This window comes from Bacteroides sp. AM32-11AC (assembly GCF_003603515.1).
GTDB lineage: Bacteria > Bacteroidota > Bacteroidia > Bacteroidales > Bacteroidaceae > Bacteroides > Bacteroides uniformis.
Map to the genome: position 1 here is coordinate 51,348 of NZ_QTNH01000008.1, position 21,109 is coordinate 72,456.

11 protein-coding genes are annotated in these 21,109 nt (G+C 44.4%); 5 read left to right on the forward strand and 6 right to left on the reverse strand.

Annotation, left to right across the window (positions count from 1 at the left end; all coding sequences use genetic code 11):
* Nucleotides 1–107: 107 nt before the first annotated feature.
* Entirely contained in the window at nucleotides 108–2,432 is a 2,325-nt protein-coding gene (locus DW800_RS10295) for a TonB-dependent receptor (protein WP_117588711.1), read from the forward strand.
* A gap of 2 nt (nucleotides 2,433–2,434) precedes the next feature.
* On the opposite strand, the gene DW800_RS10300 is transcribed toward DW800_RS10295, so the two are convergent.
* The 3 genes from DW800_RS10300 to DW800_RS10310 form a co-directional block, all read right to left on the reverse strand.
* Nucleotides 2,435–3,094 carry an ABC transporter ATP-binding protein gene (locus DW800_RS10300; protein ID WP_008662818.1) on the reverse strand — a complete coding sequence of 220 codons (660 nt, stop codon included), beginning with the start codon at nucleotides 3,092–3,094 and terminating at the stop codon, nucleotides 2,435–2,437.
* 64 nt (nucleotides 3,095–3,158) lie between these two features.
* Entirely contained in the window at nucleotides 3,159–3,869 is a 711-nt protein-coding gene (locus tag DW800_RS10305; protein WP_005834703.1) for a ThiF family adenylyltransferase, read from the reverse strand.
* Between the two features lie 58 nt (nucleotides 3,870–3,927).
* Nucleotides 3,928–6,057, reverse strand: a complete 2,130-nt coding sequence (locus DW800_RS10310; protein WP_022401080.1) for a cation:proton antiporter — start codon at nucleotides 6,055–6,057, stop codon at nucleotides 3,928–3,930.
* Between the two features lie 154 nt (nucleotides 6,058–6,211).
* Between DW800_RS10310 and DW800_RS10315 the strand changes: the two genes are divergently transcribed.
* Entirely contained in the window at nucleotides 6,212–7,219 is a 1,008-nt protein-coding gene (locus tag DW800_RS10315) for an aspartate-semialdehyde dehydrogenase (RefSeq protein ID WP_119958033.1), read from the forward strand.
* 131 nt (nucleotides 7,220–7,350) lie between these two features.
* On the opposite strand, the gene DW800_RS19800 is transcribed toward DW800_RS10315, so the two are convergent.
* From DW800_RS19800 to DW800_RS10330, 3 genes are all read right to left on the reverse strand, one after another.
* Nucleotides 7,351–8,856 (reverse strand): hypothetical protein, encoded by a 1,506-nt coding sequence (locus tag DW800_RS19800; protein WP_181979451.1) that lies wholly within the window; start codon nucleotides 8,854–8,856, stop codon nucleotides 7,351–7,353.
* A 92-nt stretch (nucleotides 8,857–8,948) separates the two neighbouring features.
* Complete coding sequence (locus DW800_RS10325) at nucleotides 8,949–10,847, reverse strand: RagB/SusD family nutrient uptake outer membrane protein (protein WP_117704001.1); 1,899 nt, start codon at nucleotides 10,845–10,847, stop codon at nucleotides 8,949–8,951.
* Between the two features lie 19 nt (nucleotides 10,848–10,866).
* A complete protein-coding gene (locus tag DW800_RS10330) occupies nucleotides 10,867–14,208 on the reverse strand; it encodes a SusC/RagA family TonB-linked outer membrane protein (protein WP_008662812.1) in 3,342 nt (1,113 codons plus the stop codon).
* Between the two features lie 403 nt (nucleotides 14,209–14,611).
* On the opposite strand from DW800_RS10330, the gene DW800_RS10335 reads away from it, so the two are divergent.
* The 3 genes from DW800_RS10335 (at nucleotide 14,612) to DW800_RS10345 (ending at nucleotide 20,976) form a co-directional block, all read left to right on the forward strand.
* The gene (locus DW800_RS10335) at nucleotides 14,612–15,460 is read left to right on the forward strand and encodes a hypothetical protein (protein WP_008662810.1); all 849 of its coding nucleotides are present in this window, start codon (nucleotides 14,612–14,614) and stop codon (nucleotides 15,458–15,460) included.
* Nucleotides 15,461–15,872: 412 nt separating this feature from the next.
* A complete protein-coding gene (locus tag DW800_RS10340) occupies nucleotides 15,873–19,268 on the forward strand; it encodes a SusC/RagA family TonB-linked outer membrane protein (protein WP_117703873.1) in 3,396 nt (1,131 codons plus the stop codon).
* A gap of 22 nt (nucleotides 19,269–19,290) precedes the next feature.
* A complete protein-coding gene (locus DW800_RS10345; RefSeq protein ID WP_118274553.1) occupies nucleotides 19,291–20,976 on the forward strand; it encodes a RagB/SusD family nutrient uptake outer membrane protein in 1,686 nt (561 codons plus the stop codon).
* Nucleotides 20,977–21,109: the final 133 nt, after the last annotated feature.

Genomic DNA, 21,109 nt, shown 5'->3' on the forward strand with positions numbered 1-21,109 from the left:
TTTCAATGTCTGATGCAACCTTTTCACCAGTCATTTCGTCTAACAAGCAGAAACACCCTAAAAACAGGAAGGCCTACTGCAATAAGGATTAGAACCATCGTATCAATATGAAAAAATTAATGATTATAACCATGCTGCTGGGCAGTATGGCACAGAATGCTTTTGCTCAAAAAATAGAAATAAAAGGAACCGTCCGCGATGCTTCCGACAAGAGTATAGAGTATGTCAATGTGGTATTACAGACCATCGACTCTACTTTTGTCGCCGGTGTGACCACAAGTCCAGAAGGAGAATTCATCTTCAAGAACACGGCTACCGGAGATTACAGACTTGTTCTTTCCAGCATCGGGTATAATACCGGATACATCACCCTCAATGGAGTAAAGCGCCATACCGACCTTGGACCAATCGTATTAGACAGTGCTTCTATCGCACTGGAAGGAGTGACTATCACCGGCTCCAGCCAAATCAGCCGTGCAGACCGCAAACTGGTTTTCCCATCCGAAAGACAAATGAAAACTTCCACAAACGGAGTGAATCTGTTGCAGGAACTGATGCTGCCACGTATTCTGGTCAACCCCATGAACAATGAGATTGGATTGTCCGGCGGTGGAGAACTGCAATTACGCATCAATGGAGTCAAAGCCGAAATAGACGAGATAAAAGCCATTCGCCCTGCCGACATTATACGTATAGAGTACCATGACAATCCGGGACTGCGCTACGGTAATGCCGAAGTCGTTTTGGACTACATAGTGCGCCGACCTAAAACGGGCGGAAACTTCGGTGCCGACATTTCCCAAGGGTTGAACACGATGTGGGGAAACTATAATCTGTACGGCAAAGTAAACCACAAAAAATCAGAATTCGGCTTCTCCTATTACATGGGACCGCGGGATTTTAACGGCATGTACCGCGACAATGAAGAAGAATTCCACCTGGCAGACGGCACTACACTCAGACGCCTGGAGAAAGGAGAGCCCAGCAAGGCAACCATGTGCCAGCACAACCTAAACGTAAATTATAGTTTGCAGGCTTCTGAGAATTCCCTTTTCAGCGCCACCTTCCGCCTTCGAGGAAACAATCAGCCACACTGGGATTATAAAGGAACTCTCTATAATGCCAATGATGAAACGGACGTGGTAGACATGACCGACCGTACCGACCAGAGCTGGACACGTCCCTCACTGGATTTGTACTACCAACAGAATCTGAAAAACAAGCAAACCCTGGTATTCAATGTAGTAGGCACCTACAATCGGGAAAAATCGCAGCGGCTCTACCAAGAAAGCACCCCGGGGAACATATTGACCGATATTGACAACAATATCCGAGGCAACAAATACTCCCTGATTGCCGAGGCCATTTATGAGAAGCAATATTCCAAGGGGAACGCATTGAGCTTCGGTCTGAGCCATACACAGTCCTACTCTAACAATGAATACAGAAACGGGCATTATTATGAAACCAATATGCACCAAGGAAACACATACATATTCGGAGAATACCGTGGAAAGATAGACAAACTAAACTACCGGCTGGGAGTGGCCATGACTCGTTTCTACTATAATCAGAGCGGCAAGGACAAATCTACCGAGAACTACAGTTTCAACCCGAGTATCGTTCTGCACTATGCCATGTCAGACAACTCCTACCTCCGCTGGAAGGGAAACATCTATAACGCTTCTCCTTCATTGGGCGACCTCAGCGATGTGGAGCAAGCAGTGGACTCATTCCAGATACGTCGTGGCAACCCGCATCTGAAATCATATATGTGCTATCATACGGAACTGACTTACGAATGGAAAAAAGGCATCTTTTATACCAATCTATGGGGAGCCTATGACTATCGTCCCAATGCCATTATGGACGAGAAGATTCAAGAAGGCAACAAAATAGTGCAGACTTGGGACAATCAGAAGGATTGGCAGAAACTCTCCGGACGTGCCATGCTCCGCGTAGGACCCATCCGCGACATTCTGCAATTTTCTTTTACGGGCGGTGTCAACCATTACATGAGCCATGGCAATCACTACTCACATACCTACACCAACTGGTTTTGTGAGGCAGAAGCCTCATTAAACTACAAACAGTTCTCTCTGTTCTGGCAGATAAACACCAATTGGAACAATTTCTGGGGAGAAACCCTCTCGGGAGGAGAAAACATCCAGATGTTAGCTGTATATTACAAGCATAAGAATCTTCGGGTAGGAGTCGGTGCATTCAATCCTTTCACCGACAACTATAAAGTACAAAGCGAAAACTGGAATAAATTCGCATCCTACAAGACAAATAATTATATAAAAGAAAGCTCCCGCATGTTCCTGGTGAACTTTTCCTACAACTTCTCGTTCGGCCGCAGTTTCAAGACAGCACAGCGGAAGGTAAACAACAGTGACAATGACTCGGGAGTAATGGGCACGGGGAAATAGGCTCAGACCATTTTATTGATTTCCCCGTCAATCAGATGTATCGTCCGGTCGGTGAGCTGCGCCAGTCCTTCATCATGGGTTACGATAACAAACGTTTGTCCGAAACGGTTACGTAAATCAAAAAAGAGCTGGTGCAGTTCTTCCTTATTATGGGTATCCAAGCTGCCGGAAGGTTCATCTGCCAGCACCACTGCTGGATGATTGATGAGAGCACGGGCCACCGCCACACGCTGCTTCTCACCTCCCGACAACTCATTCGGCTTGTGGGAGGCCCGTTCGGCAAGCCCCATGAATTCAAGAATTTCCGTAGCCGCCTCCTTGGCTTCCTGCTGTCCTCTTCCGGCAATGAAGGCTGGTATCATTACATTCTCCAAAGCCGTAAACTCCGGCAGCAGTTGATGGAACTGGAACACAAAGCCGATATGGCGGTTGCGGAATGCGGAAAGTTCCTTCTCCCTCATACGGTTGACTTGTGTACCGTCAATAACCACCGAACCGCCATCCGGCATATCCAACGTACCCATGATTTGCAGCAAGGTAGTTTTACCCGCTCCACTGGGGCCTACAATGCTGACAATCTCCCCTTTCTCTATCTCCAGGTCAATACCCCGCAACACTTGCAGGTTACCGAAACTCTTCGTTATATTCTCTAAATGAATCACTAGGCTATTTACAATTTGACAATTTACTATTTACTATTTGATAGTTTTCTTTCAAGTGCTATTACTATAGTCTTTTAATTACATATTCGGCCAAATAGCAGCCAAAAACTGCGGGCATGTAGCTCACTGTTCCACAGGTGGACTTCTTGTTCATCTCGTCGTCCGTCAGCAAAACGGCATTCGGATCAGCCTGTTCGGTGCTGAAAACAACTGGAAGTTTCCGCTTTATGCCCATTTTTTGCAGACGCTTACGCACAGCCTTGCTCAACCCGCAATGATAGGTATCCCAGATATCGGCAAAGCGCACTTGCGAAATGTCACTCTTTGCTCCTGCCCCCATGCTGGACACTATCTTGATATGCCGCTTCATGCTTTCCGCTATCAAGTGGCATTTTGGAGCAAGCGTATCGATGGCATCCACCACAAAATCATAAGCCGCATCATCCAGCAGTTCCGGTATGTTCTCATCTTTCAAGAATACGGGCAACACTCTCAGTTCCAGAGCCGGATTAATGTCCCTGAAACGTGATGCCAATATCTCCGCCTTCTTTTGCCCCAGGGTAGAATGCAGAGCCGGCAACTGACGGTTTATATTCGTAGGCTGCACGGTATCGGCATCGACAATCGTCATCCGCCCCACTCCGGCACGGCATATCATCTCGGCCGCATAAGCACCTACACCACCCAGTCCTACGACAAGTACATGTGCCCGGCGCAGGCGTTCCATTTTTTCATCTCCTAATAAAAGTTGCGTTCGTTGTTGCCAATCTTCCATTTTCACCACAGATTACACGGATTTACACAGATTTTTGTCAATTATCAATTGTCAATCGTCAATTCTTCTTGAACCATTTATAGAACCATTTGCCTACCTTCTCGTAGTGCTGCGACTCGTTGTTGCCACGCGGGTTGGAGAAGGATACCGCATCCTGCGGCTCGCCCAGTTGGTCGGGATAGAGTACTATCAGGCTGTTATTTGCAAAGTACTTGCTGATTTGTGCCGGTAGCTTCTCGAAGGAGCTGTCATAGGAGATGGAGCCGCGGCGGGCGCTGATGATGACCAGCAGATGGTCGAAATTCACTTGTCCGGTCAGTATCAGCAGGTCTCCCCAGTCGTCCAGGCGGGAAAAGTCTGTCAATGTCTGTCCATATTTGGCTTTCACCAGCCCTTGAAGATGGGCGGTAGTCTCTTCATTGGCATAAAAATGCACCCGACAGCCCAAAGTACTCCCCAACCGGCAGAAATGTTCCACCCACTTCAGGAATCCCGCCTCATACTCGGCTTTCGGAGGTACCGCCACAATCACCCGCCTAATTGTGTTAATGGGCATCAGGAACTTGGAAACCATCACCTCGCGATGCAAGCCCTTCAGCAGATTCTCCGTCAGCATACCGAAGAATGAATCCACAATATTGACTTTACGGTGCAGACCTATAATGACATCCGTTGCCGCATATTCTTTTGCTGTATGGATAATGCCCGAAGCGATATTCAAGTCGTAACGCGTGATTTGCCTCAACGGCACATCTGCCGAGGCCGTTATCATGGCAGCCTTTTCCAGATAGCGTTTCCCACGCAATTCGGCACTTTCAGAACTGCTATCGTCGTTGATGACATTCAGTGCCAACAGATTATCCCGTTGTTTCGGGTCGCGTATCACCAAAGAAAGATTTATCAGGTCTTCAATCGTATCGGGGTTGGCTATCGGAATCAATATCTTCTCCGCTTCCACGGAGCGGTTTTCTTCCAGATGCGCCTCCTCCATGGCAATCTTCCGTGCGGCACGCTCCGTAATGAACGAGCTCACAATGCAAGTTACAAGAATCAGCAGGACGGTACCATTCAAAACATCATCGTTCAGCAAGCGTTCCCCATTGGGCAGAATGATGTTGTACCCCACCAACACAGCCGCCAGCGTTGCCGCTGCTTGTGCATTGCTCAATCCGTACATCAGCTCCCGTTCAATCCCTCCCATCTTATATATTTTCTGCGTCAGCCAGCAGGCAATCCATTTACCTGCCAATGCCACCACAATCATTACAGCCGCTACTTTCAGAGCATCGCCATGACCGAAAATCACATGCACATCAATCAACATACCCACGCCTATCAGGAAATAAGGAATAAACAAGGCGTTGCCCACAAACTCCAGATGGTTCATCAGCGGAGAGACATGCGGAATCAGCCGGTTCAATACCAAACCTGCAAGGAAAGCACCCAGGATGCCTTCCATCCCCACAAACTCCATCAATCCGGCTCCGAGGAAAACCATGGCAAGCACAAATATGAACTGCATCACATTGTCATCGTACCTCCGGAAGAACCAACGGCCTATGCGTGGAAACAGATATACAATCAAAATACCCAGGAAGATAACCTTTATGACAAGCCATACCCAGAAGAAGCCGTCCGACTCCCCCTTGAACATACCACCCACAACGGCCAGAACCAGCAAAGTGAGTGTATCCGTAACCGCCGTTCCTCCCACTGCAATACTCACACTGCGATGCCGCGACACACCGTAACGAATCACGATGGGATAGGCCACCAGTGTATGCGATGCATACATACTTGCCAGTAGGACAGAGGTCAGTACCCCGTACTTCAACAAAGCTATATTCGTTACCAAGCCTATGCCTATGGGCACAATAAAAGCCAAGAGCCCCAGAACAAGCGCTTTGCCCCGGTTCTGTTTGAAGTCCCCCATATTCATTTCCAGACCGGCAAGGAACATGATGTAATACAAGCCTACTTTGCCGAAAAGCTCAAAACTGCTGTCACGCACCAAGATATTGAAACCATGCTCCCCAATGACAAGCCCCGCCAGTATCATTCCGATAATGTGCGGAATACGAAGCTTATTCAACAATATGGGAGCAAACAATATAATGAGGAGTACAAGGAGGAATATCCATGTAGGGTCGGTGATGGGAAGTTTCAAGCTGAAGTCAAACCAATCCATAGGCTATAAGTTTTAGGTTTTGAATGCAAAATAACGAAAAACTTTTCACTTTATGCGGTGTTATACAGCATTTTGTTATAAATTTGCGACCAATTCTATCTTTTTAGAGATAGTATTTCACTTTTTTATAAACTTAATTTAAAACAAAAGAAAAATGAAAGTAGCTATTGTTGGAGCAAGCGGAGCCGTGGGACAAGAGTTCCTGCGAGTGCTCGATGAAAGAAATTTCCCGTTGGACGAGTTAGTATTGTTCGGTTCTAAACGCAGTGCCGGAACCAAATATACCTTCCGCGGTAAACAGATCGAGGTGAAACTCTTGCAACACAATGATGACTTTAAAGGGGTTGATATCGCTTTCACTTCCGCAGGCGCAGGCACCTCCAAAGAATTTGCCGAAACCATTACCAAGTACGGAGCAGTGATGATTGACAATTCCAGCGCTTTTCGTATGGACGACAATGTACCTTTGGTAGTGCCCGAAGTGAATGCCGCCGACGCCAAAGAACGTCCTCTCGGTATCATCGCCAACCCCAACTGTACTACTATCCAAATGGTAGTGGCACTGAAAGCCATCGAACAGCTTTCCCATATAAAGACCGTACACGTTTCTACCTATCAGGCTGCCAGTGGTGCCGGCGCCGCTGCCATGGATGAGTTATACGAGCAATACCGCCAGGTATTGGCAGGCGAACCCGTAACCGTTGAGAAATTCGCTTACCAGCTGGCATTCAACCTCATTCCGCAAATCGACGTATTCACCGAAAACGGCTATACCAAAGAGGAAATGAAGATGTACAACGAGACACGCAAGATTATGCACTCTGACGTAAAGGTCAGTGCTACCTGCGTACGTGTTCCCGCTCTCCGCTCCCACTCCGAAAGTATCTGGGTAGAGACCGAGCGCCCCATCTCCATAGAAGAAGCCCGCGAAGCATTTGCCAACGGCGAAGGCTTGGTTCTGATGGACAATCCGGCAGAAAAGGAATACCCCATGCCGTTGTTCCTCGCCGGCAAAGACCCGGTTTACGTAGGCCGTATCCGTAAGGACCTCAGCAACGAAAACGGATTGACGTTCTGGATTGTGGGCGACCAGATTAAAAAAGGGGCTGCACTGAATGCGGTGCAGATTGCAGAATACTTGATTAAGGAAAAGGCACTGTAAGAGAAAATTATATTACATAAATGGAGTAGCTTTATTTTTATATAACGCTACTCCATTTTTTATCTGCCAATTTTTCTCATAGTCTTAAATTTCAAATGAAATACTCTTAAAACTTTATTTAAAATCACATTTTATTCTCCGACAACAAACCTCTTTTCTATAAGTGATTTGTTTCCACACCCATCAATATAGTCAACAGAAACAACTACTGTCCCATTGAATGGCTCACCTTCATTAATGAAATTAACAAAGTCATATCCTTGCATTTCCACTATCCATCCATTATCTACACTCCAATGAAAGTTAGAAGCACCTTCAGGCACGGGGAATAAAGTACATTCACCACCATATGCAGATAAACCACCATTAAGCATGCTATTATCTTTTTGGACACCAGACTTATTAAACAAAACAGAACGACTCAAGTCTGCAGTCACACCGTCACATACATGTACGAGAGCCTTTAAAGTAGCACGAAACGAGCTTGTTGCCGAAGATGCTATGCTTTTTCCCAAAGTCACATTTGGAGTGGTTTGATTCAGAGAAGTATACAATCCTCCACCAACAGTCCAATCAACACTAGCCCCAGAAGGAAAATTTTTAATTGTAAAAATCCCACTATCACAAATTACATCTGGTCCAACTAAATCCATTGATGTTTTAGAAACATTCAACACATATTCACTTGTAAAAACATCAATACAATCCTTATAGCTATAGGATACTCTGACCTTCGCTGCTCCTTGTGCTAAAGGTATAGCAATTATTGTTGAACTACCTTGCCCACTGATAATTTTCACATTCTCTCCTATCCATGAAAAAGAATGAGCTTTACTGTCATCAATAGAATAAGAATATTTTCTATATTGTTCAACAAATTTATATCCATCTATTTGTGGTCCTATATTTCTAAATACACAATTACTACTTCTTGCTAGAAAATATTCTCTAACGTCTATTGTATGCATAAAGAAATCATGCACTTCTACTTTTATTGCACTTTCCTCAAATGGTTGAACAGACCTTAAATCGATCTGAAATCTTTGCTTTTCAACAGATGCACTTTGTTCTATTTCAGAAAATAGATTTTTATCATAAGTCCATTTTATATTCGTATATTTATTAATCGGATAATTGCACCAAAGCTTTATTGTACTTCCCAATTCAAATGTTGTAGGACCATTGATTATCATTGGCTTCATTCTAACATTAATATCCCGCAAGTCCGCATTTAATTCTATTGTACTATTCTCCGGACGTACCATTAACACTACACCACTTTCCGCTTTAGTCCATAGTACATCAAATGGATATTGAGTAGTTCCTTTGGGAATACTGCAAATCAACTCTGTATCATACTTATCACTAGATGATCTTCTGAATTTAGCCCCACCTCCAACCGCAGAAATTCTTATCCTAATAGGATCTTTTTGTCCATTGAGACTCAATTTATAAGAATAAGCCCCATCACCTACATACGGTTTTTTTTCACCTATAATTGTTCCTGAAATATAAGTTGCACGAGTTGTAGCCTCCATATCGATATCGGACATTAGTTGAGCAGAACTTTCTTCTTTACAGCAACTATTATTTAACAATAAAATTGTAATAACCAACAATACATATTCATTTTTCATTACGTATCAAGATTAACATAACAACCCTACTCTTTTTATGTCATAGATATAATAGAATAGGGTTGTCAATTATTAAATTACAATATACTATATTACCAGCCTGGGTTCTGAGTCAACACCTGACCTTTATTCTCATAAATAGTCAACTGTGCAGCTGGTATGGCACGCAAATAGTAGCGTTCCGAATTCAATTCACCAGCCTTGAATATACGAAGTTCCTTTTCACGAAGATAATAAATATACCCTTTTTCAGTATCCTCATTACCCGGATTCTCTGGATCGAACAGATAGAGCACTCTCTTGCCGGAATCATCTTTTGAAGATATTTCCGGATAATCGGCCATATTGACATAAGCACCTAGGAAAGACATGGTAGGATAACCATTTGCATCTTCTGAGTTTAAGTATTCAAACTTGGCCCAACGACGGAGGTCTTCACCACGACGGCCTTCCATAATCAACTCAATACGACGCTCACGACGGATTTCCCACAAAACCGGATTGACATCAGGGTCACGGGCAGGGTCATTAATAATAACCCCATTCACACTCAAGTTGCCGCCATTCAGTTGAACTTTCGGCATAGTCTTGGCTTCAGTATCTCCCCACTTCGTCAGCTGACGGTCACGGAGTTCATTGATAGACTTGTCAAGGTCACTCTGAGTGAAAGCGTTACCACCCACTTGGGCAATCTCATAACGCGCCTCTACATAGTTCAGCAATACTTCCGCATAGCGGATGCACGGCGCATCAGCCGGACTTAATCTACCGGTACAATAATCCAGACCAGCCACCCACCACTCGTCGTTCAAGAACTTTTTGGTAGGATATCCCGTTGGTGATGTACCTTCGGTATAATTTGTCCCCATGGCGCTCATGATACGAAGACTGTCGGCAACTGTTTGATACAAACGCGGGTCACGGTCTTGAAATGACTTCTGAATACTCGGGTCTTCCTTACCTTGATACAGCGGAGACTGACCTATCGGCAAACCGTCACTACAAAGATAAGTGTTGATTACATCTTGCGTAACACCACCCTGAGTCTGATCTTCCGGACCATTGTAGGACATCAAAGCATTACACTGCAAACCGCTTGTATATTCACGATACCAGATGACTTCCGGATTGTTAGCCAAATCGTCCGTAGTAAACAAAGCATTATAGGTATTGCCTATTGAATAGATACCGGAGTTCATTACTGCCTCCGCACCATTAATGGCACCTTGCAGCAAGTTCTTAATATCACCATCCGCCACCTTCTCTGAAGTAGGACCTACAGTAGTACCGTGATACTTCAGCCATGTGGCATGATACAGCATTTCGCGTGACATATACGCACCAACCACATATTTGTTGACTTGGCGCTTCGTATCATCCGTACGTACATTATCCAATGCATATTGAAAATCCTCTTGTATCTTCTGCGCTACATACAAATAAGAATCACGGTCTTTATAAAGAGCCGGGTCTGCCGGGTCTGTCACCTTATCGTAGTAAGGAACACCGCCATAATACTTTGCCAGCGTACTATAGGCCATTGCACGGAAATAGCGTGCAATACCTTCCCAGTGTCTCTTGGCTTCGTCCGAAATATTCATTCCGGGAATCTTCTCAAGCATGACATTGGCTTTATAAATAACACTATAATTGCCCGACCAAGTTCCTGTCTGGCTATTCCAGTCCGTAGTGGCAGAAGTGGAGAAATAAATATATCCTGAACCGTTTGTATTTGCATTATTCAGATTGATAAAATCATCCGTATAGTCATCTCCAGAGAAATAACCGGCAAAAACAGTATAGTCGGTACCATATCCTGTAAAGTAGGAAGAATAGAAGTCTTGCGCATAAGTACGCAAAGAAGTTTCAGTCTGCCAATAAGTGTCATTGGTCTGCTTGTCCTGCGGGTCTTTATTCAAAAAATCGTCGCAACCGCAGAGCGAGCCCATTGCCAACGCACAAACGATGTATAATAAATTTTTCTTTTTCATAACTGCAATTACTATTAGATTATAAACTAAGCTGAATACCGAACGACACTGTCTTCTGGTATGGATAGCTACGGCCAAAGTTACGCTGGTCACTCTTACCACTGGCCGTACGTATTCCTATTTCCGGATCGATAGCAGGTTTCACACCGTCGATGGTGAAAAGGTTTTCACCAGTGAAATAAACACGCAAACCTTGCACTTTGAATTTACTCAACCAAACCTTAGGAAGAGAATATCCTACAGTAAACGTCTTCAGACGCAGATAAGCCATATTCAGCAAATAGCGGTCATTCACGCTATAGTTACCCGAAGCAGACTGCTTGTAATCCATCGGACGGGGATAGAAAGCATCTGTGTTTTCGGGAGTCCAATAATCCTCAGCACCTTTGTAGAAGGGTTCACCGGTAGTAAAGCCTGGTAATACCTGGTTACCTGCCGCCCAAAGTTTTCTTTTGGCTACCCCCTGGAAGAACATGCTTATATCAAAGCCTTTCCAAGCAGCATCCAGATTCAAACCAAACTGTAAACGCGGCAGGGCGTTACCTATAACACTAAGGTCACCCTTGTCATTTGTATTGGTCTGTTTTACGATTTCACCGTTGTTGTCGAGGTCTTTATAAAGCACATCACCGGGAGCAAATTGATAACCGGCAGGGAATACTTTAGTCTGGTCGGGCAAACCGGCTTTCAAAGAACCGTCAGCATTAAAGTCATCTTCCGTCAAGAAACGGTCGAACTGCAAGCCCCAGATATCTCCCAAAACCATACCTTCTTTATAAGCACTCTTATCCCACCAGCCGGTAGCTCCATAAGAAGGAATCTTTGTATTATACGTCCACTTGGTTACTTCAGTCTTGTCATCGGCAACAGAAGCCGTCACGCCAAAGTGCAGACCATTCTTGAAGGTATGGCGATAGTCAATGGCAAGTTCCCATCCTTTGGTCTGGATAGTACCCATATTTTCATATGGAGCGTCAGCACCCAATGTGGCAGGTAGGTTGGCAGTAGTCAAAATATCACTGGTAGTACGGTTATACCAATCAAACGTTACTCCCAAAGCGTCATTGAAGAAACGGGCATCCAAGCCAAGGTCAAGTGTAGTAACCTTCTCCCAAGTAAGGGTTGAAGACACAATAGTCGGTTTTTGTGTTGACTGTACTTTCTTTCCATCGATAATCCAACTGTCTACAGAAGTGGACAGAGTGGAGATATAACGGTCGGTACCTACATCCTGGTTACCAATCATACCCCAAGAGCCGCGAATCTTCAACGTACTCAGATAAGGCTTCAGTGACTGCATGAACGGTTCTTCAGAAATACGGTAACCGGCAGACATGGATGGGAAGAAACCGAAACGATTCCCAGAGGGGAAACGGGAGGAACCGTCATAACGGCCGTTCAGTTCCAACATATATCGGTCTTTATAAGAATAATTAAGACGTCCGAAGAAGCCTGCTACAGACCACCAAGTATGCGAGGAGCTTGTAGTCTGGTCACCTGTAGCCAGATTCAATTCCGGTTTTGCGGGGTCGAGCAGACCTTTGCGTTGCGCCCAGTAATATTCATATTCGCTCTTTTCAAGGCTGGAACCTGCCATTGCCTTAAAATCATGATCTCCCCAGCGTTTGGCATAAGTTGCCACGAAATTGGCTGTCAGATTCTCCGTGCGTCCGGTTTCCTGATATACATAATCATAAGTAGCAGCAGATAGATAACTGCCATAAGAATCACGTAATGCCTCAACAGACGGACGGGCAGTGAAGATTTCATAACCACTGGTCAAGCTCGGTGTACCATACTTCTTATAGCGATTTTCCACGCTGCTATAAGCAACATCTATATCCAGTGTTAAATCTTTGATAGGCTTGATAGTTGCACCACCTGTCAAACGCAGATACTCACGTTCTTTTGTGGTAATAGGAGCACTTTTCTGTTCGGTCAAGGCGTTACGGAACTCCTTGCCTTCAAAAGTACCGTAAGGCATCATCGGCTGCCAACGATACAGATAGTACATCGGGTCGTAAAGATCAGTATTATAGTTGAATGGCTTGTCGTAGTCAGAACGGGTGAACATGACACCTGTACGGATAGACACATATTTGTTTAATTCAGAGTTCAAAGAGATATTGGCATTGTAACGCTTATAGTTGTCCGAATTGACTTTCATCATACCATCCTGGCTCAGATATCCCAAAGCGATATTGTAATTAGTCTTTCCGTTGCCACCGTTGATAGAAAGGCTATGGTTCTGCTGCGGAGCCCAGTCCTTGATGTATTCATCATACCAGTCCCAAGTACGGATAAAGAACATACCGCCATCGCGGAACTCAAAGTCACGACCCAATTCCATCTCACGGCCAAACTGGTCACCATAGCCATATTTGTCCCAGTAATCCTTCATTTTCTGCACATGTGTAGCATCCACACGCATATTACCCACTACGTTATAAAATGCGGTAGACCCCTTAGTCTGATTGATTACACCTTGCAAGTTAATATCAGCCTGCTGCCATCCCGGAAGTTGTTCGGGTGTCTTGGTCGGCGTACGCCATGCAAAGTTATTGGTATATTTTACAGAGAGACGTTCATGTTTACTTCTTGATTTTGTGGTAATCAGCAATACGCCAAATGCACCACGGGCACCGTAAATAGAAGCAGAAGCGGCGTCTTTCAATACAGAAATACTTTCAATATCGTCCGGATTCACCATAGAAATATCCGTTACTTCCACATTATCTACCAGAATCAACGGTTTGGAGTCACCATTCGGAGAACCGATACTACCACGAATCTTGATAGTAGGCGCACCACCTATCTCACCGGAGTTAGTAGTAATGGTCAATCCCGGTACCGCCCCCTGCAAGGCACGGCCTATATCCGTGATAGGACGGCTATCAATTGTTTTGTTCACATCCACGGAAGCCACCGCACCGGTCAGGTTCACCTTTTTCTGTGCACCATAACCTACTACGACAACTTCATCCAACAATTCCGTATCATCTTTCAAAACAACCTTCATTACCGAAGTTGCCTTGACTTCTTGAGTAGTATATCCCACAAATGATACTTGCAGAATAGCACCGGGCTTTACATTTAATTTGGAAACTCCATCCAAATCCGTAATACCACCATTGGTCGTACCTTTCTCAATGACATTGGCGCCAATAATAGGTTCACCTTTTGTATCTACAACTGTGACAGTCACAGAGATAGATTGCATCTGTTCTTGTACTCCTTGTGAGTCGTTGGATGCTGTTTGGGCAGCCATCACGTTGCCACTGCCTAAAAACAGAGCACAGATTGCCACCGCCGTAAAGAACTTACCATTGGCAAGTCCTCGTTTTTTGCGATCTTCATTCATAAGTGATTGATGATTTTGTTAATTAAACCAGTTTTTCAAAATTAGGGTAAGGGAATCATATAGTTCGGATTAGTCAGACTATTTCCGAAGGCTTCTTTAATTTCTCATAGGCGTTTTCTTTATTTAAAGGTTCACATTTTTATATTATCTCTCTTTTTTCTATTTATTTACCAAGTCCAGACGGAACTTGGAATTCAGTCAGATAGTATCTTATTGTTAGTCTGTTATCGTCTTGTTTTGACTAAAACGCGGTTGCGTTGGAAAAGTGGGAATACTTTGTTGGATGATTGAGGATATGAGCAAAAGGGAGATGTATGGCCAGTAAAATGATTTTTTCTTGAAATAGCCTTGGAAAGATTAAAAAAAGCTATATATTTGTATTCAATTCTAAAACTAACTACCTATGAAACTAATTGCAGAAAGTGGTTCTACGAGAACAGAATGGGCGCTGGTTGAAGATAATCGTCTGATACAGCGAGCCTTCACAGAGGGCTTAAATCCTTTCTTTCAAACGAGAAGAGAGATTAGCCGAAGTGTGCGGTTAGGATTACCCGAGCATTTTTTCAAAAGGAAATTGGAACAAGTCTATTATTATGGTGCCGGATGTACTTCTTATGAAAAGAAAAATGTATTGGGAGCTTCATTGGTAGCACAATTCAAAACTCCAATTCAGGTAGAGAGTGATTTGCTGGCAGCTGCACGTGGCTTGTTCAAATGCGAGGCCGGCATTGCTTGTATTTTGGGAACCGGCTCAAACTCATGTTTTTATGATGGGAAAATCGTTGTAAAGAATGTCCGGGCAGGAGGTTACATTCTGGGGGATGAGGGTAGTGGTGCTGTATTGGGCAAAATGTTTTTGTCTGATGTACTGAAAGGTTTGGCTCCTAAAGATGTAACGGCGGATTTCTTTGAGAAGTTCCGTATAAGTCCGAATGAGGTTATGGAATCTGTGTATAACCGCCCGTTCCCCAATCGCTTTTTGTCTACTATATCTTATTTTTTGGCTGATTATACCAATGATGACTATGTATTTGAGCTGATTACCGGTAATCTGAGAAATTTCTTTACTCGTAATGTCTGCCAATATGACTACAAAAATTATCCTATTCGTTTTGTGGGTTCATTGGCTTACAGCTACGCGGCCATTTTGCGGGAAGTTGCCCGTGAATTTGGCATCGAACTGGAAATCATTGAAGAAACACCAATGAATGGCTTGATTGAATTCCATTCTTTAAATATAGAAGAACCTTAAATTCTTTATATAATAAGGTGTATAACTTCCTTTTTGCAAATGTATAAATATAAAGTTAAATAAATGCAAAGGAATGTTCTTGATATTAAATAATAATGTATCTTTGTTAGGACGAAATGAATGAATCATTTCTCACCTTTGTTAATAACGAGTTTTTTATCTCTTAAAACAACCAATAGAGTTAAGTAATTAACAAGATTTTAACCTTGTATAATATATAACTAAGTTCCGTCTGAACTTAGCAAACAAATAGGAAAACAAGAGATAATATAAAGTTATGAACCTTTAAAAAGAGAAAATGCCTATGGAAAAAGAAACAATCCTGCAAGTTGAATAGTCTCACTATTCGGCCCTTATTACCCTTACCCTAAATTTAAGAAGTATTTAATTAACAACAAATCATCAATCATTTATGAATGAAGATCACAAAAAACGAGGACTAACACATAGCAAACTCCTCACAGCAGTGGCAATCAGCTCACTGTTATTAAGTAGCGGCAACGTGATGGCTGCACAAGCCAATCCTGATAAATCGCTTGGTGTAACAGAACAATTACAAGCTATCACCATCAGCGGTTTAGTTGTCGATGCAGCCGGCGAACCGATTATCGGTGCCAGCGTAGTAGAAAAAGGGACTACCAACGGCGGAATTACCGACCTAAACGGTAAGTTTACATTGACCGTAACACCGGGAGCAACACTAAAAATATCATTTGTGGGCTATCAGACACAAGAAGTGAAGGCAGCCAAAACGATGAGAATAACTCTGAAAGAAGATACCGAGATGCTGGATGAAGTAGTAGTAGTAGGCTACGGTGTACAAAAGAAGGCTAACTTGACAGGAGCAGTTTCTACAGTGGACTTAAACAAGACAATGGCAGGTCGTCCACAACAAGATGTAGCCAAAGCATTGCAAGGGGCTGTTCCGGGACTAAGCATTCTCACCACAAGTGGTGCCATCGACGAGACAGCCTCCATGCGTATACGTGGTTTGGGGACATTGAGTAATGGAGAAGTCAGCAATCCACTCATTGTAGTGGACGGCGTTCCGATGGATGACATTTCTTTCCTCGATACGCAAGACATCGAAAATATTTCCGTACTGAAGGACGCTTCCGCTTCCTCCATTTATGGAACGCGCGCCGCTTTCGGTGTGATTCTAATCAATACCAAGAGCGCAAAGCCTAGCGAAAAGGTTACCATCAATTACAGCAACAATTTTGCATGGGATCAAGCTACTTACCTGCCGGACTATCCCGATGTACCCACACAATTAAAGATGGGTATCGAAGCCAGTATGAACGGTGGTGCCGGTATGCCTGAATTGTTCGGTATGTATTTCGACAAATTGTTACCTTACGCCGAAAAGTGGCAGCAACAGAACGGCGGCAAGACCGGCTACCGTCCTATGAACCTCTACCAAAGCGATAGTAACGTGGGTGACTATATCGTATTGGACGGCACTCCTTTTTATTATGCTGACTGGGATGTACAGGACATCTACTTCAACAAAGCTGCTCCTTCCATGAGCCACAATGTTTCTATACAAGGAACATCTGGTAAGACCAATTACTACCTATCTTTCGGCTACAACGAAAAGCAAGGACAGATGAAGATTCACCCGGACGAACTAAAAAAGTACAATGCCTCAGTCAATGTCACCACTAATGTTTACGACTGGCTACAGGTGGGTGCACGCATCAACTATAGTCGTAAGAACTATAAACGCCCGGACACATGGGCCAACACCTACCAATATTTGTGGCGTTGGGGTTCTTATTTCATTCCTTCGGGCACAATCGACGGCTATGACACACGCGTCATGGCCATGCAGAAGCAAGCTGCCGATCGTGAAGTGACAACAGACCTGACCCGTATGAACACTTTCTTGAAAGCTGAAATCGTTAAAGGACTGACCCTTAATGCAGACTTTACATATGCCATTCAGAATATGAACAGCGGTTCGCAGGACAACTCCGTTTACGGCATCAATTGGAGCGGGAAACCGGTACCCTCTTACATCGTCACTAAAGGCAATAGCGGTATCTGGAGAGACTTTTCCAAACAGAACACATGGACGGCCAACGCATACGTAAACTATACCAAAACATTTGCCAAAAAACACAATCTGAATGTAATGGCAGGTGTCAACGCAGAAGAAGAGGAATACAAATATCTGTATGGTACCCGCAATGTGATGTACGATCAAGAGGGATACCCCGAACTGAATATGGCTGGCAAGGATGGACAAGATTTGAGTTGGAATCATACATCCCGCGCTTCTGCCGGTTATTTCGGCCGTATCAATTATGACTACAAAGGCATTTATTTATTGGAACTGAACGGACGTTACGACGGTTCTTCCCGTTTCCCCCATACCGACCAGTGGGCCTTCTTCCCTTCTGCATCCATCGGCTACCGCTTCTCCGAAGAAGCCTACTTCGCCCCACTGAAACATATTGTCAGCAATGGTAAGTTGCGTGCTTCTTTTGGCGAAATCGGCAACGAGGCTGTGGGCGACTACATGTTCGAACAATTAATAAGCCAACGGTTGAACAATAAAAGTACCGGCTATATCTATTGGATTGAAAACAATAATGCCAACGCTAATCTCCTGACCATGTATAACATGCCGGATTTGGTATCAAGTACTTTGACCTGGGAGCGTATCCGCACCCTCAATATAGGTCTTGACCTGGGTCTCTTGAATGACGAACTGACTATAGGTTTCGACTGGTTCCAACGTGAGAATCGTGACATGCTGGCACCGGCACAAGTATTGCCGAACACTCTGGGTGCTTCTGCTCCTTATGAAAATGCCGGTACCTTACGTACACGTGGATGGGAGTTGAACTTGAACTGGCGCCATACCTTCGGCGACTTCGACGTATATGCCAACTTCAACATCGGTGACTCCAAGACTAAAGTAACAAAGTGGGACAATGATTCCAAACTGCTCAGCACCTATTACACCGGTAAAACCTACGGTGACATTTTCGGTTTTGAAACCGACCGTTACTTCGAGGGAAAAGACTTCACCAGCCAAAATGCAGACGGCTCATGGAATTATGCAAACGGCATTGCAAGCCAGGCAGGACTGGAATCCGGTAATTTCCATTACGGCCCGGGAGACGTCAAGTTCAAGGATTTGGACGGCAATGGCAAGATTGACGGTGGAAAAGGCACAGCAGACGACCACGGCGATTTGAAAGTCATCGGAAACTCTATGCCACGCTACGAATACAGCTTCCATTTAGGCGGAGCGTGGAAAGGTATCGACCTTGACCTCTACTTCCAAGGTGTAGGCAAACGTGAGGACTGGACGACTTCTTCCCTAAACCTTCCCGCCATGGTACATGCCGACGTAGCCATCTATTCCCACCAAACAAGCTATAACAAAGTGCTTTGGAATTCAGACTATACCGCCATTACCGGTTATGAGGTAAATCAAGGCAACCGTTATCCACGTCTTTATCGTGGTACAAATAATAGTGGAGGTACCGTATCCGGTATAGCTAACGGCTGCAACAACTACTATCCCCAATCCCGCTATTTGACAGACATGTCCTATCTTCGTCTGAAGAACGTAACTGTGGGATATACCCTTCCGAAAGAGTGGACACGCAAAGCCTACATTGAGAAAGCACGTATCTACTTCAGTGGCAGCAACCTCTTTCTGCTCCACAAAGGGAATGACCTTCCAGTCGACCCCGAAATCAGTACAGGCAATGGACTTACAGCCGGTGGATGGGGACGTATAGCTCCTATTACACGCACATTCTCATTTGGAGTCCAGGTAACATTATAACAACCTCAAAAACTTAAGAACAATGAAGAAATTATTTATATATGGGGTCACAGCGCTGGCGATGTTAACCGGTTGCAACGATTTGCTGGACAAATCCCCCTTGGATACCTTCACGAATACTCCGGCATACTGGAGCAACACCGATAATTTGGATAATCAGTGCAATACTTTTTATAACAACTTTACCGGCTTTGGCAACGGAGCCAGTGGAGGATGGTTCTACTTCAAAACAATAAGCGATGACCAGGTAGATGCAGAAAGCCATAACTGGACTTACACTAACGTGGTCGCATCTTCCACAAACTGGTCAGCCCCTTTCACAGAAATCCGACGCGCCAACTATATCATTGCCGGTGTACAGTCTTCCTCTCTTGATGAAGCAACAAAGGCCCACTATGAAGGTCTTGCACGCATGAACCGTGCGTGGGAATACTATCAGTTGGTCCGTATGTACGGCGATGTTCAATGGATAGACAAAGTTATCGACCCAGCCGACAACGAAGTCCTCTACGGACCACGCACCGACCGGGATGAAGTGATGGACCATGTGCTGGCAGACATCAATTATGCGTGCGAACACATTACCGCAAACAGCAATCGGCAACGTTTCAGCACCGACATGGCATATGCCATGAAAGCAGACATCACCTTATATGAAGGTACATACTGCAAATATCGCACTCAAGCTGAGAATGGCAAAGCCGCTGATGAGAGCCGCGCCAACAAATACTTGCAAGAATGTGTATCAGCCTGCGAATATCTTATGGCCAAAAACTACTCTCTAAGTAACAGTTACAAAGCCAACTATAATTCTGTCAGCCTGGCAAGCAATCCGGAAATGATTTTCTACAAGCCTTATGCACAAAGTTCGTTAAGGCACTCCACCATTGACTACACAATCAATACAAGTGGTACGCACGGCATTTCAAAGGACGCATTCGACAGTTTCCTTTTCCTTGATGGAAAACCGTTGGCAACAACCTCGAAAAACAAGGACGATGCAGCCGTATTGGATGCAGACAAAAATTACTCTATAAGAGAGGTTTTGGCCGTACGCGACAAGCGCCTGTCCGAAATTCTTGACCCGGTACTTTCTTTCAGAGGCCACGCCTACAGCCGTGCCGGTGTAGCAGCCTTCACCACATCGACCGGTTATGGCATCGCCAAGTATGATAACCCCGAAGAATTGAGTGTTAGCGACCGAAACAACATCGGCTACCAATACACCGACTGCCCGCTCTATTGGATTTCAGTTATTTATCTGAACTTTGCAGAAGCCAAAGCCGAAATGGGTTCTCTCACACAAGACGATCTCAACAACTCCATAAACAAGCTTCAGGCTCGTGCCGGCCTGCCGGCTATGACAACTACTCCAGATGCCGATCCTGCCAATAATATGGGAGTAAGCAATCTGATTTGGGAGATACGCCGCTGTCGCCGTTGCGAACTGATTATGGATAACTGGTACCGATATTGGGATTTAATCCGTTGGCACCAGCTCGACAAATTGGATTCAACCAAGTACCCGAACACCATGTTGGGCGCCAACGTAAGCAATGTGCCTGACTGTGAAGAAGCGACCAAGAACGGATATATAGATGCCTCCGATGCACAAATCCGTACTTATGAAGCCAAACATTATTTCTACCCGATTCCAACTACACAGTTGACCCTGAATAAAAACATGAAGCAGAATCCGGGTTGGTAATCAACTAAAAACAGCATATCGCGCTGTACCTCGTTTGGATTTAATTAAAGCGTTCATACATTCCATGTATCTAAATACAAATGTATGGACGCTTTTGTTATTCCCTTTAAAAGGTGTATAGAAACACGAATAG

Excerpts from the sequence above, each read along its gene's own strand:
- DW800_RS10340 (WP_117703873.1), top strand. The coding sequence starts at position 15,873 with ATGAATGAAGATCACAAAAAACGAGGACTAACACATAGCAAACTCCTC.
- DW800_RS10305 (WP_005834703.1), bottom strand. The coding sequence starts at position 3,869 with ATGGAAGATTGGCAACAACGAACGCAACTTTTATTAGGAGATGAAAAA.
- DW800_RS10315 (WP_119958033.1), top strand. The coding sequence starts at position 6,212 with ATGAAAGTAGCTATTGTTGGAGCAAGCGGAGCCGTGGGACAAGAGTTC.
- DW800_RS10295 (WP_117588711.1), top strand. The coding sequence starts at position 108 with ATGAAAAAATTAATGATTATAACCATGCTGCTGGGCAGTATGGCACAG.
- DW800_RS19800 (WP_181979451.1), bottom strand. The coding sequence starts at position 8,856 with ATGAAAAATGAATATGTATTGTTGGTTATTACAATTTTATTGTTAAAT.
- DW800_RS10345 (WP_118274553.1), top strand. The coding sequence starts at position 19,291 with ATGAAGAAATTATTTATATATGGGGTCACAGCGCTGGCGATGTTAACC.
- DW800_RS10330 (WP_008662812.1), bottom strand. The coding sequence starts at position 14,208 with ATGAATGAAGATCGCAAAAAACGAGGACTTGCCAATGGTAAGTTCTTT.
- DW800_RS10310 (WP_022401080.1), bottom strand. The coding sequence starts at position 6,057 with ATGGATTGGTTTGACTTCAGCTTGAAACTTCCCATCACCGACCCTACA.
- DW800_RS10335 (WP_008662810.1), top strand. The coding sequence starts at position 14,612 with ATGAAACTAATTGCAGAAAGTGGTTCTACGAGAACAGAATGGGCGCTG.
- DW800_RS10325 (WP_117704001.1), bottom strand. The coding sequence starts at position 10,847 with ATGAAAAAGAAAAATTTATTATACATCGTTTGTGCGTTGGCAATGGGC.